The 24,897-nt window shown below is 62.6% G+C and carries 18 protein-coding genes; 4 read left to right on the top strand and 14 right to left on the bottom strand.

Translation table 11 applies throughout. The annotated features are described in order from the left end of the window. Positions 1-418: 418 nt before the first annotated feature. Together AB5Y94_RS13240 and AB5Y94_RS13235 are read left to right on the top strand one after the other, a co-directional pair. Positions 419-2,152 (top strand): ABC-F family ATP-binding cassette domain-containing protein, encoded by a 1,734-nt coding sequence (locus AB5Y94_RS13240; protein ID WP_368205736.1) that lies wholly within the window; start codon positions 419-421, stop codon positions 2,150-2,152. A 72-nt stretch (positions 2,153-2,224) separates the two neighbouring features. Continuing rightward, on the top strand, positions 2,225-2,764 hold the full coding sequence (locus AB5Y94_RS13235) for a GNAT family N-acetyltransferase (protein ID WP_368205734.1): 540 nt from the start codon (positions 2,225-2,227) through the stop codon (positions 2,762-2,764). Positions 2,765-2,804: 40 nt separating this feature from the next. On the opposite strand, the gene yjeH is transcribed toward AB5Y94_RS13235, so the two are convergent. Together yjeH and AB5Y94_RS13225 are read right to left on the bottom strand one after the other, a co-directional pair. Beyond that, positions 2,805-4,085: an L-methionine/branched-chain amino acid transporter gene (gene yjeH / locus AB5Y94_RS13230; RefSeq protein WP_117404546.1), complete on the bottom strand. Its 1,281-nt coding sequence runs from the start codon at positions 4,083-4,085 to the stop codon at positions 2,805-2,807. Positions 4,086-4,262: 177 nt separating this feature from the next. After that, positions 4,263-5,558: an HAAAP family serine/threonine permease gene (locus AB5Y94_RS13225; protein WP_005303413.1), complete on the bottom strand. Its 1,296-nt coding sequence runs from the start codon at positions 5,556-5,558 to the stop codon at positions 4,263-4,265. A 507-nt stretch (positions 5,559-6,065) separates the two neighbouring features. On the opposite strand from AB5Y94_RS13225, the gene AB5Y94_RS13220 reads away from it, so the two are divergent. Beyond that, on the top strand, positions 6,066-6,980 hold the full coding sequence (locus AB5Y94_RS13220) for a LysR family transcriptional regulator (protein ID WP_024941002.1): 915 nt from the start codon (positions 6,066-6,068) through the stop codon (positions 6,978-6,980). Between the two features lie 99 nt (positions 6,981-7,079). Further along, positions 7,080-8,498, top strand: coding sequence for an MATE family efflux transporter (locus tag AB5Y94_RS13215; protein WP_041203375.1), 1,419 nt, complete (start codon positions 7,080-7,082; stop codon positions 8,496-8,498). 7 nt (positions 8,499-8,505) lie between these two features. On the opposite strand, the gene pdxY is transcribed toward AB5Y94_RS13215, so the two are convergent. The 12 genes from pdxY to AB5Y94_RS13155 form a co-directional block, all read right to left on the bottom strand. Continuing rightward, positions 8,506-9,369 carry a pyridoxal kinase PdxY gene (gene pdxY / locus AB5Y94_RS13210; RefSeq protein WP_368205732.1) on the bottom strand — a complete coding sequence of 288 codons (864 nt, stop codon included), beginning with the start codon at positions 9,367-9,369 and terminating at the stop codon, positions 8,506-8,508. A 71-nt stretch (positions 9,370-9,440) separates the two neighbouring features. Beyond that, entirely contained in the window at positions 9,441-11,573 is a 2,133-nt protein-coding gene (locus AB5Y94_RS13205) for a lysine decarboxylase CadA (RefSeq protein WP_368205731.1), read from the bottom strand. 77 nt (positions 11,574-11,650) lie between these two features. Then, positions 11,651-12,985 carry a cadaverine/lysine antiporter gene (cadB, locus tag AB5Y94_RS13200; RefSeq protein WP_017764129.1) on the bottom strand — a complete coding sequence of 445 codons (1,335 nt, stop codon included), beginning with the start codon at positions 12,983-12,985 and terminating at the stop codon, positions 11,651-11,653. A gap of 778 nt (positions 12,986-13,763) precedes the next feature. Next, complete coding sequence (gene cadC, locus AB5Y94_RS13195) at positions 13,764-15,290, bottom strand: lysine decarboxylation/transport transcriptional activator CadC (protein WP_206219611.1); 1,527 nt, start codon at positions 15,288-15,290, stop codon at positions 13,764-13,766. A gap of 400 nt (positions 15,291-15,690) precedes the next feature. Then, positions 15,691-16,641, bottom strand: coding sequence for an acetyl-CoA carboxylase carboxyl transferase subunit alpha (accA, locus tag AB5Y94_RS13190; RefSeq protein ID WP_005303428.1), 951 nt, complete (start codon positions 16,639-16,641; stop codon positions 15,691-15,693). 16 nt (positions 16,642-16,657) lie between these two features. Beyond that, a complete protein-coding gene (gene dnaE, locus AB5Y94_RS13185) occupies positions 16,658-20,137 on the bottom strand; it encodes a DNA polymerase III subunit alpha (protein ID WP_005303432.1) in 3,480 nt (1,159 codons plus the stop codon). 53 nt (positions 20,138-20,190) lie between these two features. Beyond that, positions 20,191-20,781 carry a ribonuclease HII gene (gene rnhB / locus AB5Y94_RS13180; RefSeq protein WP_368205729.1) on the bottom strand — a complete coding sequence of 197 codons (591 nt, stop codon included), beginning with the start codon at positions 20,779-20,781 and terminating at the stop codon, positions 20,191-20,193. Between the two features lie 75 nt (positions 20,782-20,856). Next, positions 20,857-21,996: a lipid-A-disaccharide synthase gene (lpxB, locus tag AB5Y94_RS13175; RefSeq protein WP_005303436.1), complete on the bottom strand. Its 1,140-nt coding sequence runs from the start codon at positions 21,994-21,996 to the stop codon at positions 20,857-20,859. Beyond that, a complete protein-coding gene (gene lpxA, locus AB5Y94_RS13170) occupies positions 21,989-22,780 on the bottom strand; it encodes an acyl-ACP--UDP-N-acetylglucosamine O-acyltransferase (RefSeq protein ID WP_005303438.1) in 792 nt (263 codons plus the stop codon). The genes lpxB and lpxA overlap by 8 nt, the downstream gene beginning before the upstream one ends. A gap of 5 nt (positions 22,781-22,785) precedes the next feature. Further along, positions 22,786-23,247, bottom strand: a complete 462-nt coding sequence (fabZ, locus tag AB5Y94_RS13165; protein WP_010634777.1) for a 3-hydroxyacyl-ACP dehydratase FabZ — start codon at positions 23,245-23,247, stop codon at positions 22,786-22,788. A gap of 24 nt (positions 23,248-23,271) precedes the next feature. Further along, positions 23,272-24,291: a UDP-3-O-(3-hydroxymyristoyl)glucosamine N-acyltransferase gene (gene lpxD / locus AB5Y94_RS13160; RefSeq protein ID WP_005303442.1), complete on the bottom strand. Its 1,020-nt coding sequence runs from the start codon at positions 24,289-24,291 to the stop codon at positions 23,272-23,274. Between the two features lie 3 nt (positions 24,292-24,294). Next, positions 24,295-24,807: an OmpH family outer membrane protein gene (locus AB5Y94_RS13155; RefSeq protein ID WP_017764121.1), complete on the bottom strand. Its 513-nt coding sequence runs from the start codon at positions 24,805-24,807 to the stop codon at positions 24,295-24,297. Positions 24,808-24,897: the final 90 nt, after the last annotated feature.

The following is a 24,897-nucleotide window of genomic DNA, read 5'->3' as shown; positions in this document are numbered from 1 at the left end:
TCTGGGCAGGACCTTACGGGAAGGAAGCAAACATCAGATGTGCCTGGATATCTCATGGGTACTCCATACAACACCTACTAGGACATAGTCTTTTTGCTCTGCACCTGACGATGCCCCCGTCCCGCTCATGGAGCGTCATCATCGCGGATAGACGGTTATTTTTTCTGCGCTTATAATCGCCGCACAGTGCCATAACGAAACACAAGGAGGTAAAAAATGGTTATCCAAGCGTGTCCGATGTTCTCGGCTCGCCTGTTCGGCACATTCGCCTGCTCTTGCCTGCATACCATCGCGCTGCGATAGCGGGTTCGAGCAAAGCCGACTCCCTTCCATACCGAGACCTTTCTCGACTCTGCCGTTGTCGCCAGCGCTCCTGATGACAGGGATCTTTGATCCCGCGATTTAAGAGAGCAAGAGCATGACAACCCTGATGAGTACCCATTCCCTGCAGATGAGTGCGGGGCACCTTCCGTTATTTGACCACCTCGAACTTGGCATCCGCGCGGGCGACCGGCTCGGCCTGATTGGTGCCAACGGCTGCGGCAAGAGCACATTGCTGACACTGCTGGCGGGCGAGCGCACGCCCCAGGCTGGCCGGGTCGTGCAGGCCGCAGCCTGCCGCTGCGAGTTCGTGGCCCAGCAACTGCCGGCCAGACTTTCAACCCTCAGCACCCGCGCCGTGCTGCTGGATGCGCTGGGCAACGACCCCGCCGCCGAATGGCAGGTGGACAAGCTGCTGGCCGAGCTGCAGCTGGAGGCCCAGGCCGCGCTGCCAGTCAGTGCGCTGAGCGGCGGCCAGCACAGCCGGCTGCAGATAGGGCGCGCCCTGCTGCGTCAACCCAACCTGCTGCTGCTCGATGAGCCCAGCAACCACCTGGACTTGCCCGCCCTGCTCTGGCTCGAGCAGTTTCTGCTGGGCTGGCGCGGCGCCTTCGTGCTGGTCTCCCACGATGCTCGCCTGCTGGACAGAGTCACCGAGCAGACCCTGATCCTGCGAGATGGCCAGCTGCACCGCTTCGCCCTGCCCTGCAGCCAGGCGCGGGCGGCGCTGGCCGCCGAGGATGAGCAGGCCCGCCTGCGCCGGGCCGACGAGCAAAAAGAGATCGACCGCCTGAGCGCCAGCAGCAAACGACTCGCCATCTGGGGGCGGGAGCATGACAACGAGAAGCTGGTGCGCCAGGCCAAGTCCATGGAAAAACGCATCGCCCGCCTGCAGGAGGAGCAGAGCCAGGTGGCGGCGCTGGCCCCCTGGCGGCTCGAGCTGCGCGGACTGAGCCTGCCCGCCGACACCCTGCTGCGGCTGGAGGCCCTCGACGTGGCACCGGCACCAGCATTGCCGCCGCTGCTGCGCGCCGAAGGGCTCTGGCTGCGGGCGGGTGACAGGGTCGCCCTGCTCGGAGCCAACGGCACCGGCAAGTCCTCCCTGCTGCGCCAGTGCTGGCGAGAACTGGCCGCGCAGAGCCCGCAGGCTGGCTGGTACTGCCACCCCGGCGCCAGCATCGCCTATTACGATCAGTCCCTGCAGCAGCTGGCGGACGACGCCACCCTGAGCGACGCCCTCTACCCGCTGGCCCCTCTACCTGAAGGGGCACGGCGGCAGGCGCTGATCCGGGCGGGTTTCCCCTATGCCCGCCACGGCCAGCAGGTGCACACCCTGAGCGGGGGCGAGCGGGCACGACTGCTGTTTCTCGCCCTGTCGCTCGGCAGCCACCACATGCTCTGGCTCGACGAGCCCACCAACCACCTGGATCTGGCGGGCAAGGAGGAGCTGGCCGAGGCCATTGCCGCCTTCCCGGGGGGCGTGCTGCTGGTCTCCCACGATCGGGAGCTGATCGAGCGCGGCTGCAACCGCTTCTGGCTGATAAAGGATGGGCGCATCCGGGAGGCTCACAGTGCCGAGCGGGCCTATGCCGAGTTGCTCGGCGATGCGCCCTTGCCGGCAGCAGACAAGGCAAGCCTGGCCGCCCCCGCCATGGGGCAGGCCCTGGCCGGCCCGACACATGACGAAGAGTTACTGCTGGCACGCTGGTATGAGCTCGATGCCCTGCTCGCCGCCGATCTGGCCCGCAAGCCCAGGCACCAGACCCCGCGCCTGCAACAGCAGTGGCAGGGCGAACTGGCACGCCTTGCTGACCTGCTCGGCTTTGCCTGACGCCAGCCAGCATCATCCATCCTTTATCACTCAACTCACGCGGCCAACTCAGGTTGGCTGCAAGGAGCCACCATGACAGCAACACAACAACCCCACATCAGGCTGGATCCGGTCAGCGACGCCGATCTGCCCCACATCTACCGCGGCCTCTCCGATCCGCGGGTCGTCGCCTACTACGGCGTCAGCTACGACAGCCTGACGGCGTGCCAGGCCCAGATGGATTGGTATGCCGAGCTGACCCGCACCGGCCGCGGCGCCTGGCACCTCATTCGTGACCAGCACACGGGCGAACCGCTCGGCGCCATCGGCTACAACGATGCCGACCCTAAGCACCGGCGGGCCGAGCTGGGCTACTGGCTCTATCCCGAGCATTGGGGCAAGGGGGTGATGAGTGCGGCGCTGCAACTGTGGCTGCCGCTCACTTACCGCACCACAGCGCTGCACCGGCTGCTGGCGGTGGTGGAGGAGCCCAACCGCCCCTCCGCTCGCCTGCTGGAGCGGGCTGGCTTTCACTACGAGGGCACCGCGCGGGAGTGCGAACGCAAGGGGGATGGTTTCATCTCCCTGCGCCACTACGCCATCTTGCGCAGCGACCTGTCCGCCAGCCGCTGACAGGCAGCAAAAAGCCCCGCACTGCGGGGCTTTTTTCGGGTTACTTGATGGCGCAGACACGATCATCTGGCGCCGAGCAGCGACCTCTGCGTCGCCATAACGAGAAGCAGCCATACCCCAGACTGAGCACGACGGCATAGAGCACCTGGGAAGCGAGCGCCACCAGCACCAGGGCGCAGAGCAGTACGCTTATCCCCGCCAGCCCCTTGCCCACCCCGCCGAGCAGACGCCAGCCCGCTGCCATGCAGAGCAGATAGACCAGCACGAAGTTGCCGTTGGCGTAGCGGATCAGCTCATCGAGGGGCAGTCGCAACCAGATGATGAGGGTGATGCAGAGCAGGCAGATGAGCAGTACCAGACCGAGCGCCCGCAGCGGCGCGCCGCGAGCGGTAAGCACCGCCAGCGAGGGGGGCAGCTTGCCTTCGCGCGCCATGCTCCAGATAAGCCTCGCAAAACCCTGAATGTAGATGTTGATGCTGGCAAAACAGGAGAGGTAGCCAAGCACCGCCACCAGCCACTTGGCGGTGGGGCCGAACAGTAGCGAGAGCAGGGCCGGAATGGCGGTGGCGTTGGTCGCCTCATCGCCGTAGAGGCCATATTTGAGCACCACCAGCGAGTGCACCCAGTAGATGAGCCCCGCCAGCAACACCCCACCGAGCAGGGCCAGCGGATAGTCCCGCTCCGGTCGCTTGAACTCCTCCCCCATGTGGGCGAAGGCCTCGAGCCCCACGAAACACCAGAACATCACCGCCAGCGCGGTGGCCATGGCGGGCCATTCCTCCGTCGTCGGCAGCGGCCGGGCGGCGTCGCGCCAGCTGATATCCCCCTTGAACCAGATAAGCAGGGTCAGCCCCAAAATGGCGAGCGCGATCAGCAGTTGCAGGTTGCCGGAGGAGCGCGCTCCGCGCAGCCCCAGCAGAAAGACCCCGAGCAGGGTGAGCAGCTGGATGGCCCACAGAGTCCACTCCCCCAGATCGAACAGGGCGTGCCAGAAGCCGGCGGCGATCATCAGGGCGGCGGGCAGGCCCACCGGCAACACCGCCAGAAACAGGAAGGCGGAGAAGCGTTCGGCGCCGTTGCCAAAGGCGAGGCCGATAAGGTGTGGCGCCCCGCCGGCGTGGGGGTAGCGGCGGCCGAGGCGAGCGAAGGTAAAGGCGATGGGCAGCACCAGCGCAATCAGCAGCAACCAGGCCCAGAGCGAGGCCCCGCCCGCCAGCGAGGCGGCGGTAGCCGGCACCACGAAGATCCCGGTGCCCAGCAGCGAGGTGGCGAGCAACCCCATCCCCTGCCAGAGCCCGAGATCCTTTTTCAACCCAGACATATCCTTTTGTCCTGTCTAGAAAAACATCCCGCCATGTTAGGCCTGCCCCGCCTCTTTGTTAAGGGCGGCGGCGAGAATATGCCCGGTTTTATGCAAGGCCGTAGCCCTGGACAGCGGCCATAAAAAAAGCCGCCTCTTGCGAGGCGGCTTCTTCATTCAAGCGGGTAATCGGTGTTATCAGGCAATCAGCTTGTAGATGATACCGGACATGGCGATCAGGCCGATGATGGTCACGAAGCCGTTGCTGATGTTGCCAGCGTATTTGCGCATGGCCGGCACCTTGGTGATGGCGTACATCGGCATCAGGAACAGCAGCATGGCGATGATGGGGCCGCCCAGGTCTTCAATCATGCCGAGGATGCTCGGGTTGATGGTGGCGATGGCCCAGGTGGTCAGGATCATGAACACGGCAGTGACTTTGTTCAGTTGCTTGGTGTCAACGTTCTTGCCTTTCTCGCGCAGTGCCTTGGCCATCAGGCCGTTCATGCCCTCTTGCGCACCCAGGTAGTGACCCAGGAAGGATTTGCTGATGGCAACCATGGCGATCAGCGGAGCCACGGTGGCGATGACCGGGTTGTCGAAGTGGTTGGCCAGGTAGGACAGGATGGAGATGTTCTGTTCCTTGGCGGCAGCCAGGTCAGCCGGAGAGAGGCTCAGTACGCAGCTGAATACGAAGAACATAACGGTCATCACCATCATGACGTGGGCGCCCAGCAGGATGTTGCTGCACTTCTTCTCGGCACCTTCACCGTAACGACCCTTGTTGTCCACCGCGAAGGAGGAGATGATCGGGGAGTGGTTGAAGGAGAACACCATGACCGGGATGGCCAGCCACAGGGTCTTGATGAAATCGCCGTTGAAGGCATCACCCAGCGCCGGGGCTTCGGTGATGATGGCACCATTCCAGTGCGGGATCAGGTAGAGCGCCAGGCCCATCAGGGTGATCACGAACGGGAATACCAGCACGCTCATCGCTTTGACGATGACCTGGCCGCCCAGACGAACAACCGCCATCAGACCCAGGATCAGCGCCAGTGACAGGACGGCACGGGGAGGTGCAGTCATGCCCAGCTGGTGAACAATCAGGCTCTCGACGGTGTTGGTGATGGCGACCGAGTACATCAGCACGATCGGGTAGATGGCAAAGAAGTAGAGCAGGGTGATGAACTTGCCTGCGGTCTTGCCGAAGTGCTCTTCTACTACTTCGGTGATGTCGCCGTCACGGGTGGAGCCGGACAGCACGAAGCGGGTCAGGCCACGGTGGGCGAAGAAGGTCAGCGGCAGGGCCAGGATCAGCATGGCAACCAGCGGCCACAGGCCACCTACACCGGCGTTGATCGGCAGGAAGAGCACACCGGCACCGATGGCGGTACCGTACAGACCCAGCATCCAGACCACATCGGCCTTGTTGATGCCACGGGAAGACGCATTACTGGCTAAGTTGCCTTCTACTGCAATGTTCATGTCAGACATAGGGGTGTTCCTGTCATCAAGGAAAATAGAAAATATCTAGTCAACCGGGCGCAATGCCCTGTCCCATTTCCCTGGAACGCCTGCAGTTCATCCCTGTTTTATTCTCATTCCCATCGCTCCGGCAAACTGGTCATCACTCCATGTAACAACCAAATTGCAACAAACAGACCGGTGGGGAGTGGGCCCGAGGGCCGCAAACGCGTCAGTTTTTACAACTCACTAACACGCCTTTGTTTCGATGAGCTGACTCTAATTAAATCCCCTTAGCGATCACAGTGTTTTTTTGAATTAATCAACCAAAGTTTGATTGGAATCGCCTTTCTGGCGTCAGAGATCACGTTTCGAGCCCAATTTTGTGAACAGCCGTTAACAAATAGCGGTAGTTTCACCCGTATCTATATCCTTATGGGTACAACAATTTCGCTACATGTGTCTGTTTGTTGGCCACGTTGTGCCTTGCCCCGCCCTGGCGTACCCTGTTGTTCAACATTTTTCCGCTGAATTAATATGGCCATCACCCGTACCGACCTCGCCGAACTGGCGGTGTTTGCCGCCGTCGCCCGTCACCAGAGCTTCAGCAAGGCCGCCCTCGAACTTGGGGTCTCGGCATCCGCCTTGAGCCACAGCCTGAAAGGGCTGGAGACCCGGCTGGGGGTGCGGCTGCTCAACCGCAGCACCCGCGCCGTGGTGCCCACCGAGGCGGGCCAGCGGCTGCTGACCCAGCTGCTGCCGACCCTGAACCATCTGGAGAGCGCACTGGACGAGCTGACCCGTCACAGCGACGAGCCGGTGGGACGGCTGAAGATCTGTGCACCGCGCGGGGCCATCGACGACCTGCTGGCCCCGGTGTTGATCGATTACCTGGTGCGCTACCCGCGCATGCAGGTGGAGGTGGTGGAACAGGAGCTGATGCCGCGCCTCATCGAGGATGGTTATGACGCCGCTATCTTCTACGGCGATCTGCTGCCCAAGGAGATGATCGGGGTACCGCTCGGGCCGCCCCAGCGCTATCTGGTGGTGGCGGCGCCCGCCTATCTGGCCGAACACGGCACCCCGCAACACCCTCGCGAGCTGTCGCGCCACGCCTGCATCGGCTACCGGCTCACCCCCTCCCATCACTACCGCTGGGCCTTCGCCGGGGAGGAGGGATCCCTGCTGGAGATAGAGGTGACGGGTCCGCTCACCACCAGCACACCGGCCCTCTATCTGGGGGCGGCCGAGGCGGGGCTGGGGCTGGCCTACTGTCTGGAAGAGGAGGTGAGCCAAAAAGTGGCCCAGGGGAAACTGCTCACCGTGTTGGAGCCCTGGTGCCCCACCTTTGCCGGTTTTTATCTCTTCTATCCCAGCCGGCATCAGCTGGGCAGCGGCTTGCGGGCTCTCATCGACATGCTGAAAGCCCACTATCAGCCGACCAATTACTGAATATTGCTCATCAATCCTTCAAGTAGAACCCGGATTATCGCAAAAACAATATTAATCTAGACTGTCTGCTCGATAATCGAACTCCCCAAGAGAACAGATATGTCTGCCTATTTCACTCTGCGCCAGCGGGCGATGACCCGCCGTTTCTGGGGCTATGCCCTCCCCTCCGTCATGGCCATGCTGGTATCCGGCGCCTACTACCTGGTCGATGGCATCTTCGTCGGCCACTACGTGGGGGCCGCCGGCCTCGCCGGCATCAACCTGGTCTACCCGGTCATCATGGTGCTGATCGGCCTTGCCGCCATGATCAGCATGGGGGCGGCCACCGCCATCTCCTTCCAGCAGGGCGCCAGGAACACCGGGCTGGCCCGCCAGGCGCTGGTCAATGCGCTCTGGCTGCTGGCGGGGCTGGGCACGGTGGCGCCGCTGCTGCTGCACTACTGGCACATCGACATCCTGCTGGCACTGGGCATCGAGCAGGGCACCGACACCTGGCAACAGGCCAGCGACTACCTCTACTGGATCGGCGGCGGCACCCTGCTGCTGGCCTGCAACCTGGCGGTGCCCTATCTGCTGCGCAACGACGGCCGGCCGCGGCTCGCCATGCTGCTGGTCAGCGGCGGCGCCATCCTCAACATCATCCTCAACTACATCATGGTGGGCCGGCTGGGGCTGGGGCTCATCGGGACGGCTCAGGCCACCCTCATCTCGGAAGGGGTGGTCAGCCTGCTGGGCCTGGGTTACTTCTTTACCCGTCACGCCAGATTGCGGCTGGAATGGCGCCAGCTGATGCCCTGCTTGCCGGCCATGCCAAACCTGCTGTTCACCGGTCTGCCGAGCCTCATCGCCCAGTTCAACCTTGGCCTGCTGCTGATGCTGCACAACAGCCAGCTAATGGTGCACGGCTCGGTCAAGGATCTGGCGGGCTTCACCGTGGCCGGCTACACAGAGGCGGTGTTCATCGTCATCTTGCAGGGGCTGGCCTTTGGCATCCAGCCGCTGGTCAGTCAGGCGGCCGGCGCCAAGCGCCATCGCGATCTGAAGTTCCTGATGGAGATGGGGCTCAAGATCACGCTCGTCTACGGTCTGGCGGTCTGGCTGCTGATCCAGCTGCTGCCGCGCCAGGTAGCCATGCTCTACACCGGCGATCAGGATGGCGAGCTGCTCGCGGCCGCCATCAGCAGCCTGACCCTCAACCTCGGCGCCATTCCGCTGGAGGGGATCATCATGTTCGGCATCGTGCTGCTGCAATCCATGGCGCGCACCCGTCAGGCGCTGTTCATCTCCATCGCCAAGACCCTGCTGCTGCTGCCGCTCATCTTCATGCTGCCGCTCTGGTGGGGCCGCGACGGCGTGCTGCTGGCCCAGCCCACCACTGTGCTGCTGCTGACCCTGCCGCTGTGCTGGTTGCTGTGGCGCGAGTGGCACCAGCTCAAGCTGGCCTGCGCCCCGCACACCAGGCGCTCGCCCAAGGCGCTTGCCCGTCAGCAGGTCACGCTGGCACGGCGCGCAGGTTGATGCACGGCTAACCCAGCCGGCTGGCGCAGGTGCGGATCTCGGGCTCGACCAGCGCCTGCTGGGCGGCCACCAGCTGCAGCTCGTAGGCGCCCGCCAGCCAGGTCTGGGCCAGCACCATGTCCACGCTGGCATTGGTGCGCTCGAACGCCGCCACCGGCGTGAAGCCCGCCAGCAGGTTGGCCAGCATGGTGGCGCTCAGCAGATCCCCCACCCCGATGGGCTGACGTTGAAACTCATAGAGGGGGCGCGAGATATGAAACGCCCCTTCTTCGCACACCAGCAGCATTTCGAACCGGTCCAGGCTCAAGCCGGCGCGGCCCAGATGCTTGACCATCACCAGCTCGACACCCCCGTCACGCAGTTGCTGGCAGGCGGCCAGCGCCTCGCTCAGGTTGTGGATCTCGCGGCCGGTGAGCTGCTCCAGCTCCAGCAGATTGGGTGCCAGCAGGTCGGCGCAGGTCAGCGCCCGGTTTTTCAGAAAATCGGCGACGCCGGGCGCGACGATGCACCCCTTGTCGGGATGCCCCATCACGGGGTCGCAAAAATAGCGGGCGTTTGGATTGAGCGCCTTGAGGTGAGCCACCGCCGCCAGTATCTCCTCCCCCTGCTCGGCCGAGCCGAGATAGCCGCTCAGGATCGCATCGCACTGCCCCAGTACGCCGATGTCGGCCAGCCCCGCCATCAGCTGGCGGATATGGCCGTTTGGCATCACCATCCCCTGCCAGCCTGCGCTGTACTGGGTATGGTTGGAAAATTGCACCGTGTTGACGGGCCACACCTCCAGCCCCATGCGGCGCATGGGAAACACGGCGGCGCTGTTGCCGGCGCAACCGAACACCACGTGAGACTGGATGGAGAGAACTCGCTTCATGCTGACTCGCAAAAAAATGGATGAACCAAAATGGGAAAAACGGGCCTTGCGGCCCGTTGTTGTCACTGTGATTAGTGCAGCACCTTGACGGTGTAGCTGCCATCGGCCTGACGATAGAGGCCGTGAATGTCGGTCTCGAAGCCCGGGTAGTGGGCACCGATCTCGCACAGCATCTCGAGGAACTCGAGCACCGGCAGAGAATCCTGGGTCACCATCTCGCCCGGCAGCACCAGCGGTACTCCCGGCGGGTAGGGCAGGATCATGTTGGCGCTGATGCGGTCCACCATGTCGCGCAGCGGCACTTCCACCACGTTGCCGGCCAGCTCCTGCTGCCAGGCGGCGTGCGGGGTCATCTTCATCTCCGGCAGCACATCGAACGCCTTGAACATCAGCTCCGGCAGACGGTACTTGCTGGTCAGCTCGTGAATGCGCTGGGCCAGCTCCTGGATGCGCATCCCTTCGTAGAAGCTCGGGTCTTCACGATAGAGGCTCGGCAGGATGCTCTTGATGGTCAGGTTCAGGTCGTAGCCGCGCTTGAACTCGGTCAGGGCGCGCAGCAGCTGCATCGCCTTGGACTGATCGATACCGATGGAGAAGAGGAACAGCAGGTTGTAGGGGCCGGTCTTCTCCACCACGATGCCGCGCTCGTCCAGGAACTTGGAGACCAGGGACGCCGGGAGACCGCGCTCCAGCAGCTGGCCATCACGGCCCATGCCCGGGGTCAGCAGGGTCACCTTGATGGGATCCAGGTACATGTGGTCGTCATCGATGTCCTTGAAGCCGTGCCAGTCATCCTTCGGATCCAGCTTCCAGCACTCGACGGTGTCGATGTCGTCCGGCTGCCATACGTCGAAGAACCAGCCTTCGCTCTGCTCACGCAGGCGTTTGATCTCTTTACGGAAGGAGATGGCGCGATCGATGGAGTCCTTGATCAGCCGCTTGCCGGTGTTGCCCCGCATCATGGCAGCGGAGATCTCGGTAGAGGCCACGATGCCGTACTGCGGCGAGGTGGAGGTGTGCATCATGAAGGCTTCGTTGAAGGTCTCTTCCTCCACGTCACCCTTGATGTGGATCATCGACGCCTGGGAGAAGGCCGCCAGCAGCTTGTGGGTGGACTGGGTTTCGTAGAACACCTTGCCCGGCATGGCTTCGCCGCTCATGCCGCACTTGCCTTCATAGATCGGGCTGAAGTTGGTGTAGGGCACCCAGGCACTGTCGAAGTGGATGTAGGGGGTGTCCAGCGCCTCCTTGATGAAGCCGGTGTTGTAGAGCAGGCCGTCATAGGTGGAGTTGGTGATCACGGCGTAGCGCGGCGCCTGGGCACCCGGGGTGGCGGCCACCTTGGCGGCGATGGTGTCGCGGCTGAATTCGCTCTGCGGGATGCCACCCAGAATGCCATAGGCGTTGCGGGTCGGACGGAAGTAGAGCGGGGTCACGTCATTCATCATCATCAGGTGAGTGAGCGACTTGTGGCAGTTGCGATCCACCAGCACGGTGCTGCCGGCCGGCGCCGAGTACATGCCGACGATCTTGTTGGCGGTGGAGGTGCCGTTGGTGACGATGTAGGAGCGATCGGCGTTGAAGGTACGGGCGATGTACTCCTCGGCTTCCTTGTGCGGACCTGAGTGATCCAGCAGGGAGCCCAGCTCCGGCATGGAGATGGAGACGTCGGCCTTGAAGGCGTTCGGGCCGTAGAAGTCATAGAAGATGCTGCCGGCCGGGCTCATCTGGAAGGCGGTACCGCCCATGTGACCCGGGGTACAGAAGGTATACTTGCCCTCTTCCACGTACTTGAACAGCGCCTTGGTGAACGGCGGCAGGATGGCGTCCTGATACTCCTGGGTGGCCTGACCCATCTTGAGGGCGATGTCGTCAGCCATGCCGAGACGGTACTCGAAGAAGTGCACGTTCAGACGCAGGTCAGTCAGGTGAATGTCCAGGGTGGACTGGTCGTTGGCGAAGGCGAAGATCGGCAGCTTCTCGTTGCGATCGTGGATCTCCTTGCACAGACCCAGGGAGTATTTGTCCCAGTCGAAGATGGCGCCGCAAACGCGGGGGTTCTTCTCGATGAGTTTCAGCAAGTCGGCCACATCGACCGGATAGACGACCTCGAAACCCTTGCGCTCGAGGGAGGCTTGCAGCTGACGAATGGGTTCTTCTTTAAAGAAAACGCCGAGGTGGTTGAGGATGGCAATGATGTTCATCTTGATGCTCCACACGTAAGAGGGCGCTCTCCATCAGGGATGGTGAGTGAAGAGCGCTCGGAAGATAAAAGGGGAAATCAGTTGCTGGGCTGTTCGCTCAGCAGGGCATCGTGCTGACGCAGGCCCAGTTTTTTGGCGTAGAACATCAGGATGATGAGCGACACCACGAAGGTTGCTGTGAGGTTGGAACCCTTGGCGCCCATCAGGGCAATCAGGCAGAAGACGCAGGCCACACCGGAGAAGATCATGGCGCCGATGCTGCGGGAGGTCATGCCCTCGAAGCGAATGAGGTTAATGCTGGAGTAGAAGTAGGGCAGCATGGTCAGCAGCACCGCATCTGTGGTCAGCACGTTGAAGAGATCGGCCGCGTGGGCGGACTGGGAGGTGAAGGCGGTCAGGCCAATCATCAGCGCAGTCATCTTGAGGGAGCCCAGGATCAGACCCTTCTTGGCGACGCCGTTCTTGTCCACTTCGCCGTAGATTTTCGGGAAGTTGCCGTCGTGGGCGGCGCGCTTGCCCGCCTCGCCCACCAGCATCATCCAGGAGCCCAGCGAGGTGAAGCAGGCCAGGGCGGTAAAGGCGGAGACGAACGGCGCGGACCAGTTGCCGAAGATGACGGAGGAGGCCATGGCAAACGGCGCGCCGGAGGCCGCCACTTCACCGGCCGGGAACATGCCGCTGATCACCTGGGTGGAGAGGATGTAGATGACCCCCGCGATACCGGTGCCCAGCATGGTGGCGAGCGGTACGGTGCGCTTGGGATTCTTCACCATGCCGGAGGAGACGGCAGCGGACTCTACCCCAACGAAGGACCAGAGGCAGATGAGCACGGCGCTGATGACCGCATGCAGGTCGCTGCCGCTGGTGGTGTTCCAGTTCTGGCTGTAGACGGCGCTGTCGAAGTGACCCCAACCCACCAGGGCGGTGCCCACCACCGGCAGCAGGATCAGCACCAGACCCAGGGTACAAAGCCGGCTCACCCAGCTGCCGCCCAGCAGGTTGACCAGGGTGAAGATCCAGACGGCGGCGATGGTGGCAGCGGCGGCCGGGATCGGGCTGTTGAGGATCGGGAAGAAGACGGAGAGGTAGGAGACGCCGGTGATGGCGATGGCCAGGTTGCCGATCCAGTTGGCATGGTAGTAGAGCACACCGGTCTGGAAGCCGAACACCGGAGAGATCTCGCCGGCGTAGGCGATGGGGCCGCCCTCCTGCGGGTTCTTGGTGGCGAGGCGGGCGAACACGAAGGCCAGCCCCATGGCGCCGACCAGGCAGATGGCCCAGCTGAACACAGAGATGGAACCTATGGTGGCCAGGGCCGAGGGCAGCAGCGCGATACCGCTCCCCATCATGTTGCCGGCCACTACACCTGTACAGGCGACAAGGCCGATCTTCTTGCTCGTATCTAAGGACATAAAATCTCCGGATCGATATTAAGGCATCAAACACACGCTTGGCGGAGCCTTCCGCCAATCAATGGCCACAGACTAGGCCTCTGCGCCCCGGAAAACATAAAGTCCCGCTAAGGGATAAAAACATGAGCAAACTTTTTCAGTCCGCCCGTCAAAGCCGATAAAAACAGAGTTAAAACAGCAGGTTGACTGAAGGCACCGCAAGCATCTTGATAAAATCTTGATATCCGTCGCCCCCCCTTGATGAGACCACTCGGTGCCACCCGAACCACCTTGATATTTTTCTGATGACCCGCTGCGGTGCTGCTGGGCCAACAACCCCCTCTCCCCCGAACTGCATATGCCAAAGCGACCCCCTTTTCCCCTCACCGCCCTTCATTGCACCGCTCGCTTTGCACGACCCGGGGCCCACCTGACCGGCATAACGCCCCCTCACACACCAAACGGACGAAGTGATGACCCGGTGCGATATCGACTAAGGCGGCCAGGTCGCCGGGGCGACGGTCACGGCTGTCGGCATCGACAGGCTGCAGCTGCAAATGGCGGTCGGGGCTTGATCAGCAGAGGGATGGCGCAGCCACAGGCCTGCCATGGCCAGTCGTTGTTGCGAGTCAGGGATAGGGATAGGGATAGGGATAGGGATAGGGATAGGGATAGGGATAGGGATAGGGATAGGGATAGGGATAGAAGAGCAAGCCCGAGTGCCCATGGGAGGGCAAGAAACACGCAGGCCGCCCGTGGGCGGCCTGCGAACAGCGGGGCGGCGCGCGGCCGGCGCCGCTCAGAACAGCTTGACCTTGCTCTGGCCCAGGGCGTTGAACAGCGCCGGGGTGAGGGTCTCCATGTTGCTGTAGAAGCCGAGCTGCTGGCAGAGCAGGTAGGTCTGCTCGGTCGCCTCCATCAGAAAGGCTTGGCTGTAGGCATCCCCCGCCGCTTCCGGGTGGCCATCCAGCTCCGCCAGCTTGCCGCGCAATATGTGATAGAGCACAGAGCGGCCCCGGCTGCCGGCCTCGCCCAGCAGACGGTTGGCCTCCTGCTGCTGGCCGCCCAGAATGGCCTGCAGGGTCAGCGCCTCCCACACCCGGGCCGGCTGCACAGGCTGGCTCTGAACCACCCGGGCCAGGTGAGCACCTATCTGCTGCAACCGGTCGCTCTGGGGGGTGCCCGTCAGAGTTGCCAGCGCCTCCCCGGCCAGATAGCGCTCCGCCAGCAGCAGCGGCTGATCCGGCTGGCTGGTCAGCGACTTGTCGAGCAGCTCGACGCCACGCTTGAGGGCCACCGGATCCTGGCTGTTGATGTAGTAGTGCGCCTCCATCATGGCCATCAAGGCGCCGTCATCGGTGGGCCAGCCCATGCCAGGCTGCGCGTCGGGCTGATTGAGGGCGCTCAGCAGATCCCGGCTGCTCGCCTGCAAGACCCCGTGCACGTTGTGGCGGCTGAGCTGGTACTGGTGGCTGAACAGCACCCGGTTGGTGTTGATGTTGCGGTACTCCAGATCGAGATAGGTGCCCCCCGGCTGGCGGGAGACCCGCACGCTCAGCTCCTTGCCGGGCAGGATGCCCCCCATCAGGGTGTTGGCGCCGTACTGCACCCGCAGCGGCGTGGCGGCAGCCACCTCCCCCATCAGGGCGCGGGTGATGCCGTCGGCGAGGCGCACGTTCTCGTTGCTACCATCCATGCCGGAGTGAAAGCGAAACACCAGCAGCTCGGGATCCAGCATGGAGTGCACCTGGGGACTGGTGTGCTGATAGCTGAGCAGGCTGACCAGGGCGACCAGGATCGCCACCACGAAGATATCGAACCCCACCAGCTTCCAGCGACTGCCCCCCTCCCTGGCATGGGTGGTGACGGCGCGGGTCAACGGGCCGGCCGGGAAGGGGGTGACGTTGGCCTGCTCCTCCTCTTCATCGAGGTCTGGCATCGCGAGCGGCGGCCGGGGGGCACTCACGCTCTCCTGCTCGCCTGCCATCACCACCGAGACCACCTGCTGCGGTCGCACCGGCGCCACCAGCTTGTAGCCGCGCTTGGGCACCGTGACTATGTAGTCGGCGGCGTCGTTGCGGCCATCCTTGAGGATCTTGCGCAGCTCGAAAATGGATTGGGTGACCACCTGATCGGTCACCTCGGCGCCGTCCCACACCTCGTTGATCAGGCAGTCGCGCCCGAACACTGTGCCGGCGTTGCTCGCCAGGAAACGCAACAGATTGACCAGCCGGGGCTCGAGGTAGACCTCGCGGTCGGGGCGACAGAGCATATTGTCGTCGACGCTCAGGGTCCAGTCGTGGATCTCAAAAACCGATTCGCTCATGATTCACTCGCTGCAGATGGAGACGATGCAAGATGAGAGTGACGTAACACCGGGCGGCTGAACGGGCAGCAGGGCGCTGCAAAAGGCAGTGCCGCCGGCAGGGTGAACATTCCTGTGAGTCAGGCCGGGCTGGCCTGTTTACGTCCGCAGAGCGTCCTTGCGGGCATGCCGATCGGGTCGATCGGAAAGGGTCACTTTAAGCAAAACGGGAGTGGGATCCCACTTTTTTTGGCCACAAATCGCCGCTGAATTGATCCAACATGGGGGTTTTGGCAAACATCGTGCCAACAGGTATCCATATGGACAGGATCTTTCCCTGCCGACAGGGCGTCTGCCGCCATAAAAAAGAAGGCCCCCGCAGTGCGAGGGCCTTTCATCATCCATTTGTTCCCGACCGGGCTCAGCAGTAGCCGTAGCCCAGCAGACGCTGGTAGCGCTGCTCCAGCAGCTGCTCGTTGTCGAGGGGACGCAGGGCGTTGAGATCCTGCTGGATGCGGTCTTTCAGGTGCTTGGCCATCTTCTCCACATTGCGGTGGGCGCCGCCGAGCGGCTCCTCGACGATGTTGTCGATGAGCTTCAGCTCTTTCAGACGCTGGGCCGTGATGCCCATGGCATCGGCAGCCACCGGCGCCTTGTCGGCGCTCTTCCACAGGATGGAGGCGCACCCTTCCGGCGAGATGACGGAGTAGGTGGAGTACTGCAGCATGTTGACGCGATCGCCGACACCGATGGCCAGGGCGCCGCCGGAGCCGCCTTCACCGATCACGGTGCAGACCACCGGCACGGTCAGACCGGCCATCACTTTCAGGTTGCGGGCAATCGCTTCGGACTGGCCACGCTCCTCGGCACCGACGCCCGGGTAGGCGCCCGGGGTGTCGATGAAGGTGATGATCGGCATCTTGAAGCGCTCGGCCATCTCCATCAGGCGCAGGGCCTTGCGGTACCCTTCCGGGCGCGGCATGCCGAAGTTGCGCTTGATCTTCTCCTTGGTCTCGCGCCCCTTCTGGTGGCCGATGACCATCACAGGCTCGCCGTCCAGACGGGCGATGCCACCGACGATGGCCTTGTCATCGGCATAGGCGCGATCGCCGGCCAGCTCGTCGAAATCGGTGAAGATGTGCTCGATGTAGTCGAGGGTATAGGGGCGCTGTGGATGACGCGCCATCTGTGACACCTGCCAGGCGCCCAGATCGCCGAAGATCTTCTTGGTCAGCTCTTCGTTTTTCTTCTCCAGCCGACGAATATCTTCGCTCAGATCCACGGCACTGTTGTGCTCGCTCACATGGCGCAGTTCATCGATCTGTGCCTGCAACTCGGCGATCGGCTGTTCAAAATCCAGAAAAAGACTCATAGGGACTATAGATCCTCTAATCAAAAACCAATTCAACCCGCTCTCGTCCCAGCAGGACGCGCAAGTCATCTATCAGTTGATCGGTGGGCGTCACCCGCCACTCGGTGCCGAGCGTCAATCGCACCCGGGAGCCGGGGCGACGATAGTTTACCTGAACCGGACAGACTCCGGCACGGGCGGGCTCCAAAATCTCGCACAAACGCGGGAAAAAGCGATCATCGATTCGCTGTTCATCGAGAGAGATGCGGATTGCCCTGGCAAAACGCTCTCTCGCATCGTTGATATCCAGTAATTCACGGGCCGACATTTTAAGGCCACCGGAGAAGTCATCAAAGCTGACCTGTCCAGAAACCACCAAAATACGGTCTTTTTGCATCAACTCTTCATATTTTTCCAGCGCTTCACTGAACAGGGTCACATCGAGGCGACCGGAACGGTCGTCCAGGGTGAAGATCCCCATCTTGTTGCCGCGCTTGGTCACCATGCTGCGCGCCGCGATCACCAGCCCCGCTGCCGTGGTCACGGTATCGCGGGAGGTGGGATGCAGATCGCACAGGCGACCCGAGGTGTAACGACGTAATTCGCCGCTGTACTGGTTGATGGGGTGACCGGTCAGGTAGAGCCCGAGGGTTTCGCGCTCCCCTTCCAGCCACACCTTGTCGGGCCAGTGCGGCACGTTGGCGAACGCCTTCTTGACGTCGTCTATCTCCTCGGTGAGCACGCCGAACATGTCGACCTGCCCCACCGCCTGGGCCTTGGCGTGCTGCTCGGCGGCGCGCATCGCCTCCTCCAGGGTCGCCATCAGGGCGGCGCGGTGAGGACCGAGCCGGTCCATGGCGCCGGAGAGGATAAGCTTCTCCATCACCCGCTTGTTGAGCTTCTTGATGTCGACCCGGTTGCAGAAGTCGAACAGGTCGCGGAACGGGCCATCCCGATCCCGTGCTTCCAGGATCGCATCGATGGGACCTTCCCCCACCCCCTTCACCGCGCCTATGCCGTAGACGATATGACCGTCCTCGTTGACGCTGAAGCGGTAGCGACCGGTGTTGACGTCCGGCGGGATCACCGTCAGCCCCATCCGCTGACACTCGTCCACCAGGGTCACTATCTTGTCGGTGTTGTCCATGTCGGCGGTCATGACCGCCGCCATGAACTCGGCCGGGAAGTGGGTCTTGAGCCAGAGGGTCTGGTAGGAGACCAGGGCATAGGCGGCGGAGTGCGATTTGTTGAAGCCGTAGCCCGCGAACTTCTCCACCAGGTCGAAGATCTTCATCGCCAGCTCGCCGTCGACGCCGTTCTTGATGGCTCCCTCTTCAAAACCGGCCCGCTGCTTGGCCATCTCCTCGGGCTTTTTCTTGCCCATGGCCCGGCGCAGCATATCCGCGCCCCCCAGGGTGTACCCGGCCAGGGTCTGGGCGATCTGCATCACCTGCTCCTGGTAGAGGATGATGCCGTAGGTGGGCTCCAGGATGGGTTGCAGACTCTCGTGCTGCCACTTCTCGTCCGGATAGGAGATGGCTTCATTGCCGTGTTTGCGGTCGATGAAGTTGTCCACCATGCCTGACTGGAGCGGGCCCGGCCGGAACAGGGCCACCAGCGCGATCATGTCTTCGAAGCAGTCCGGCTGCAGCCGCTTGATGAGATCCTTCATGCCGCGGGATTCGAGCTGGAATACCGCGGTGGTTTCGTAGCGCTGCAGCAGGTCGAACGAGCGCTTGTCGTCGATGGGGATGGCGGCGATGTCGACCGGCGGCTTGCCCTCTTTGGCAAGGCGCGGGTTGATCATGCCAAGGGCCCAGTCGATGATGGTGAGCGTGCGCAGACCCAGGAAGTCGAACTTCACCAGGCCGGCGTACTCCACGTCGTTCTTGTCGAACTGGGTGACCGGGTGATGGCCCTCGTCATCGCAGTAGAGCGGCGCAAAGTCGGTGATCTTGGTGGGCGCGATCACCACGCCACCAGCGTGTTTGCCGGCGTTGCGCACCACCCCTTCCAGCCGGCGCGCCATGTCGATGAGATCCTTGACCTCCTCGTCCTGCTCGTAGAGCTCGGGCAACTTGGGCTCGGCCTCGAACGCCTTGGCCAGGGTCATGCCGGGATCCGGCGGAATGAGTTTCGAGATGCGATCGACGAAACCGTAGGCGTGGCCCAACACCCTTCCTACGTCCCGTACCACCGCCTTGGCCGCCATGCTGCCGAAGGTGATGATCTGGGACACCGCATCCCGGCCGTACATCTCGGAGACGTGCTCGATCACCTCATCCCGTCGGTCCATGCAGAAGTCGACGTCGAAGTCGGGCATGGAGACCCGCTCGGGGTTCAGGAAACGTTCGAACAGCAGGTCAAATTCGAGTGGATCCAGGTCGGTGATCTTGAGGGCGTAGGCCACCAGCGACCCCGCACCCGACCCCCGGCCCGGACCGACCGGGATGCCGTTGTCCTTGGACCACTGGATAAACTCCATCACGATGAGGAAGTAACCCGGAAAGCCCATCTGGTTGATCACTTTCAGCTCGATGTCGAGGCGCTCGTCGTACTCGGGACGACGCTCGGCCCGCACAGCCGGATCCGGGAACAGGAACTCGAGTCGCTCCTCCAGCCCCTCTTTCGACTTGGCCACCAGGAAGTCTTCGGTGGTCATGTCGCCGGTGGGGAAGTTGGGCAGGAAGTATTCACCCAGACGCACCGTCACGTTGCAGCGCTTGGCGATCTCCACCGTGTTCTCCAGCGCCTCCGGGATGTCGGCGAACAGCTCGCACATCTCGTCCTGGCTGCGCAGGTACTGCTGCGGGCTGTAGCGGCGCGGGCGACGCTTGTCCATCAGGGTGTAGCCGTCGTGGATGGCGACCCGGATCTCGTGGGCGTCGAAGTCATCGGCGGTGAGGAACACCACCTCGTTGGTGGCCACCACCGGCAGCGCGAACTCGCTCGCGAGGTTCACCGCCATGTGGAGGTAGACCTCCTCGTCGGGGCGACCAGTGCGCAGCAGCTCCAGGTAGTAGGCGTCAGGGAAGTGGGTCTGGTAGAAGGCGACGCACTGCTCGGTCATCTGGCGGTTGCCCTTGAGCAGGAACTTGCCCACGTCCCCCTCACGACCGCCGGAGAGCACGATCACTCCCTTGGCGTGCTCGACCAGCCACTCCTTGTCGATGACCGGCCGTCCCTGCACATGACCGCGCTGATAGCCACGGGAGATGAGCAGGGTGATGTTCTGGTAGCCGTCGTTGTCCATGGCGAGCAGGGTGAGACGAAACTGCTCGTCGCCGAGTTCACTGCTCTGCACCCAGAAGTCTGCACCGACCAGGGGTTTGATCCCCTTGCCGTGGGCGGCGCCATAGAAGCGCACCAGGCCGCACATGTTCATCTGGTCGGTCAGGGCCAGCGCCGGCATGTTGTCGGCCGCCGCGGCGCCGACGATGGGGTTGATCTTCTGCAGACCATCCACCATGGAGAAGTCGGTATGCACCCGCAGGTGAATGAAACGGGGGTCAGCCATCGTCATGCCCTCTCATTACGCAAGCAGCCATCGCTTAGACAAATCAGCATGGGTTATTCCACTCCCAGTGCGCGGCGCACCGGTTTGAAACTTTGACGATATTCCGGCAACGGGCCGCGCTCGGCCAGGATGGCGAGGTGCTCCGCGGTCGGATAGCCCTTGTGGCGGGCAAAGCCGTATTCGGGATGGCGGCTGTCCAGCTCGGTCATCTCCGCATCCCGGGTCACCTTGGCGAGGATGGAGGCGGCACTGATGGCGGCCACCAGGCTGTCGCCCTTGACCACGGCGCGGGCTTCCATCGGCAGAGCCGGGCAGCGGTTGCCATCGATGAAGACCAGCTCGGGCGTGACCTTGAGCCCCACCACGGCGCGCTGCATCGCCAGCATGGTGGCGTGCAGGATGTTGAGCTCGTCGATCTCCGCCGGGCTGGCGCGACCGATGGCGAAGGCCAGCGCCTTCTCTTTGATCTCGTCAAACAGGGCGAGCCGCTTCTTCTCGGAGAGCTTCTTGGAGTCGTTGAGCCCGGCGATCGGGTTGGCCGGGTCGAGGATGACGGCGGCGGTGACCACGTCTCCCACCAGGGGGCCGCGGCCCACTTCGTCCACACCGGCAACCAGCTTGTCGTCAGGAATATCGATCATCATCTTGTAGCCTTGAATCAAAACAGGCCCCGCAGGGCCTGGCGTCGCGTTGGCGCAGCCACGCTGGCAGCCCGTTCTCTACCGGCCCAGCAGCTCGGCCACCGCCTCGGCGGCCTGGTGGTCGGCATTGCAGCGAATGAGCTGATGGAGCTCGGTGAAGGTGTTCACCAGCGCGCTGTTGTCGTGCTCGAAATACTTGCTCACCTCGACCACCAGGTTCTCCGGGGTGCACTCGTGCTGGATGAGTTCGGGCACCAGCATGCGGCCGGCCAACAGGTTGGGCAGGGAGACGAACTCGGTCTTCACCAGCCGCTGGGCCAGCCAGTAGCTGAAGGGCTTGAGCTTGTAGCCCACCACCATGGGTTTTTTCACCAGCATGGCTTCAAGCGCCGCGGTGCCGGAGGCCAGCATCACCACGTCGGCGGCGATCATCGCCTCGCGGCCCTGCCCTTCCAGCAGCACCATGTCGAGATCCGGCGCCACGTCGGCCTTGATGGCCATGAACTGCTCGCGCCGCTTCTGGTTGACCAGCGGCACGATGAAGCCGAGATCCGGGTAGCGCACCGTCAGGTGCTTGCACGCCTCGAGAAACAGCGGCGACATGAAGCCCACTTCCGCCGTGCGGCTGCCCGGCAGCACCGCCAGCCAGCGGCGATTGGCGTCGATGCCGAGGGTTCTGCGCACCGCGGCCTGATCCGGCACCAGCGGGATGTCGTCCGCCATGGTGTGGCCGACGAAGCGGCAAGGGGCATCGAAGCGGTCGTAGAAGGCTTTCTCGAACGGCAGGAAGGCGAGCACCATGTCGGTGGCGGCCTTGATCTTGTGAATGCGGTTCTGGCGCCAGGCCCACACCGAGGGGCTGACATAGTGAACCGTCTTGATACCGGCGCGGCGCAGTTTCAGCTCCACCCCGATATTGAAATCCGGTGCATCCACCCCGATGAAGATATCGGGTGGATTGGCGATGAAGTGGCGCAGCAGTTCGCGGCGGACCTTGAGGATGCGCGGCAGACGGCCCAGCACCTCGGTGATCCCCATGACGGAGAGCTCTTCCATCTCGAACAGGGCCTTCACGCCGAGGGCCTGCATGCGCGGCCCGGCGATCCCTTCGAACTGCGCGTCCGGGTAGCGGGCCTGCAGCTCGCGTACCAGACCGGCAGCCAGAATGTCGCCGGAGACCTCTCCGGCGACGATACCGATGCGAACCGGATCAGGCACGGATGATCCCGCGCTCGTTGTCTTTGAGGAAGTCCACATAGAGCTGGACGGCCGGCTCGGCTTGCGCCATCTCGATCAGCACAGGCAGCACCTCTTCGACGGTCTTGCCGGAGCGGAAGATCTCCTTGTAGGCACGTTTGACGGCGGAGATGGCCTCAGGCGTGTAACCGCGGCGACGCAGCCCTTCGGAGTTGACCCCGAACGGTTTGGCATAGTTGCCGGCGGCCATCACGTAGGGCGGCACGTCCTTGTTGAGGGCGGCGCAGCCACCGACGAAGGCGTGGGAGCCGACGCGGCCGAACTGGTGGATCGCGGAAAGACCGCCGAAGATCACGAAATCGCCGATCACCACGTGGCCCGCCAGGGTCGCGTTGTTGGCGAAGATGCAGTTGTCACCGATGATGCAGTCGTGGGCAACGTGGACGTTCACCATGAACAGGTTGCCGCTGCCGATCCGGGTCAGGGACTGATCCTGGATGGTGCCGCGGTGCACGGTGCAGTTCTCGCGAAAGACGTTGTTGTCGCCGATCTCGAGGAAGGTGCGCTCGCCGGCGTACTTCTTGTCCTGGCAATCCTCACCGATGGAGGTGTGCTGGAAGATCTTGTTGCCGCGACCAATCTTGGTCGGGCCCTTGATCACCACATGGGAGCTGACCCAGGTGTTGTCGCCGATTTCCACCTCGGCACCGATGACAGAAAAGGGGCCGATTTCAACCCCTTTACCGATGACGGCAGACTCATGGACGACGGCAGTATCGTGAATGATGGCAGTCTGGTCGATCACGTGTGTTAAACCTCGCGTTTGGCGCACATCAGCTCGGCGGTACAGACCACTTCACCGTTGACCGTGGCCACACCGGTGAACTTGGCGATACCGCGACGCTCTTTCAGGAACTCCACGTCCAGCACCAGCTGATCGCCGGGGCCAACCGGACGCTTGAAACGAGCGTTGTCGATTGAGGCAAAGTAATAGAGTTCGTTGGGGGACGGCTTGCCCACCATGGTAAACGCCAGGATACCGGTGGCCTGTGCCATGGCTTCCAGGATCAGCACACCGGGGAACACCGGCTTGGCCGGGAAGTGCCCCTGGAAGATCGGCTCGTTGAAGGAGACGTTCTTGATGGCACGCAGGGTCTTGCGCTCATCGCTGATCTCGTAGTTTTCCACCTTGTCCACCATCAGGAACGGATAACGGTGGGGCAGCAGATCCATTATTTCCTGGATACCCAGGCTCTTCTTTTCAGTAGTCAAAACAGTACCCTATACCAATCGTGATTATTCTTGGTCCAGCTTCTTCTCAAGCTTGCTCAACCGCTTGTGCATCTCTTCGATACGCATCACCCGGGCGGCGGTCTTGCGCCACTCTTTATTGGTTTGCAGGGGGATGCCGGAAGAGTAGACACCGGGCTCGGTAATGGGTCGCATCACCATGGCCATGCCGGTAACGGTGGCCTGGTCGCAGATCTCCATATGCCCGTTAAAGACGGAGGCGCCGCCAATGATACAGTATTTGCCGACCTTGAGACTACCTGCCATCACGGTGGAGCCCGCCACGGCTGTGCCGTAGCCGATCTCTACGTTGTGGGCGATCTGGCACTGGTTGTCGATGATGACGTTGTCAGCGATGCGGGTATCTTCCAGCGCGCCGCGGTCGATGGTGGTGCAGGCACCGATTTCGACCCGGTTGCCGATGGTCACGCCGCCGAGCTGGGGGATCTTGATCCACTCGCCGCGCTCGTTGGCATAACCGAAACCATCGGCGCCGATCACTGTGCCGGATTGAACCAGACAGTCGGTGCCCATGGTGACGTCGTGATAGAGGGTGACGTTGGCCCACAACCGGGAGCGGGCTCCCAGTCGGGTATTCTTGCCAACGAAACAGCCCGGACCTATGCGCACATCATCCCCCAGCACCACGCCGGATTCGATCACCGCATTGGCCCCGATGGCCACTCTCTCGCCCAGTTGCACGTCCGCCGCGATCACCGCGCTCGGATGGATATCCGTGGCCGGCTGCGGCGTGGTGTCCAGCAGTTGGGCAACCCTTGCAAAGCCCACGTAGGGGTCTTTGAGCACCAGGGCATTGGTGGGACAAAATGGCAGATCCGCTTCTGTGATGAGCACGGCGGTCGCCTTGCTCTGCTCCAGATAATGCCGGTACTTTTTATTGGACAGGAAGGTGATGTCCCCCTCCCCGGCCTTTTCCAGTGTCGCTACCTTGCGGATTTCCAGGGTTCCGTCGCCATGGACCTGGGCCCCCAGTTGCTGGGCCAGCTGTGCGAGAGTGAATGCCATCAATTAGTTGCTCTTGCTTACCTGAGAAATAACCTGGGCAGAGATGTCCAGCTTGCTGGCGGCGTACGGGGCGGCATTGCGCTCCAACACCAGATCGTAACCATTGCTCTTGGCGATGGAGTCGATGGCTGCCTGCACCTTGGTCAGGATCTTGTTGCGCTCTTCGGACTGACGGCGACCATTGTCCTGTTCAAACGCCTGACGCTTCTGGTTGAACTCCATCTGCAGCTTGGCCAGCTTCTCCTGGCTTTGTTTTTTCTGGTCGGCGCTCATGAAGGCTTCATCCTTCTTGAACTTCTCGACCAGTTTCTGACCATCGGCTTCCAGCTTCTGCAGCTCGCGCATGCGCGGCTCGAATTCGCCTTTCAGCTTCTTGGAAACGGCTTCACGCTGGGGCAGCTTCTGGAAGACTTCGCCCATGTCGACCACGGCGATCTTGGTCTCGGCCAAGGCGGAGCCCATGCCGGCAGCCATCAGTGCAAAACTCAAACCAGCTACTTTCAACGCTTTATTCACACTTACTCCTTGTTCCCTCATGTGAGGGCTACCTGATTTACCTGATTATGCAAGTGGTACCCGGACCGACTTGTTACCTGGTGAGGCACG

The organism is Aeromonas sp. s5 (assembly GCF_040907865.1).
Lineage (GTDB): Bacteria > Pseudomonadota > Gammaproteobacteria > Enterobacterales > Aeromonadaceae > Aeromonas > Aeromonas dhakensis.
The sequence above is the reverse complement of the archived record's forward strand: the minus strand, read 5'-3'. Positions and strand labels throughout refer to the sequence as shown.

Coding starts and splice junctions, on each gene's coding strand:
- AB5Y94_RS13240 (WP_368205736.1), top strand. CDS start 419: ATGACAACCCTGATGAGTACCCATTCCCTGCAGATGAGTGCGGGGCAC.
- AB5Y94_RS13235 (WP_368205734.1), top strand. CDS start 2,225: ATGACAGCAACACAACAACCCCACATCAGGCTGGATCCGGTCAGCGAC.
- yjeH (WP_117404546.1), bottom strand. CDS start 4,085: ATGTCTGGGTTGAAAAAGGATCTCGGGCTCTGGCAGGGGATGGGGTTG.
- AB5Y94_RS13225 (WP_005303413.1), bottom strand. CDS start 5,558: ATGTCTGACATGAACATTGCAGTAGAAGGCAACTTAGCCAGTAATGCG.
- AB5Y94_RS13220 (WP_024941002.1), top strand. CDS start 6,066: ATGGCCATCACCCGTACCGACCTCGCCGAACTGGCGGTGTTTGCCGCC.
- AB5Y94_RS13215 (WP_041203375.1), top strand. CDS start 7,080: ATGTCTGCCTATTTCACTCTGCGCCAGCGGGCGATGACCCGCCGTTTC.
- pdxY (WP_368205732.1), bottom strand. CDS start 9,369: ATGAAGCGAGTTCTCTCCATCCAGTCTCACGTGGTGTTCGGTTGCGCC.
- AB5Y94_RS13205 (WP_368205731.1), bottom strand. CDS start 11,573: ATGAACATCATTGCCATCCTCAACCACCTCGGCGTTTTCTTTAAAGAA.
- cadB (WP_017764129.1), bottom strand. CDS start 12,985: ATGTCCTTAGATACGAGCAAGAAGATCGGCCTTGTCGCCTGTACAGGT.
- cadC (WP_206219611.1), bottom strand. CDS start 15,290: ATGAGCGAATCGGTTTTTGAGATCCACGACTGGACCCTGAGCGTCGAC.
- accA (WP_005303428.1), bottom strand. CDS start 16,641: ATGAGTCTTTTTCTGGATTTTGAACAGCCGATCGCCGAGTTGCAGGCA.
- dnaE (WP_005303432.1), bottom strand. CDS start 20,137: ATGGCTGACCCCCGTTTCATTCACCTGCGGGTGCATACCGACTTCTCC.
- rnhB (WP_368205729.1), bottom strand. CDS start 20,781: ATGATGATCGATATTCCTGACGACAAGCTGGTTGCCGGTGTGGACGAA.
- lpxD (WP_005303442.1), bottom strand. CDS start 24,291: ATGGCATTCACTCTCGCACAGCTGGCCCAGCAACTGGGGGCCCAGGTC.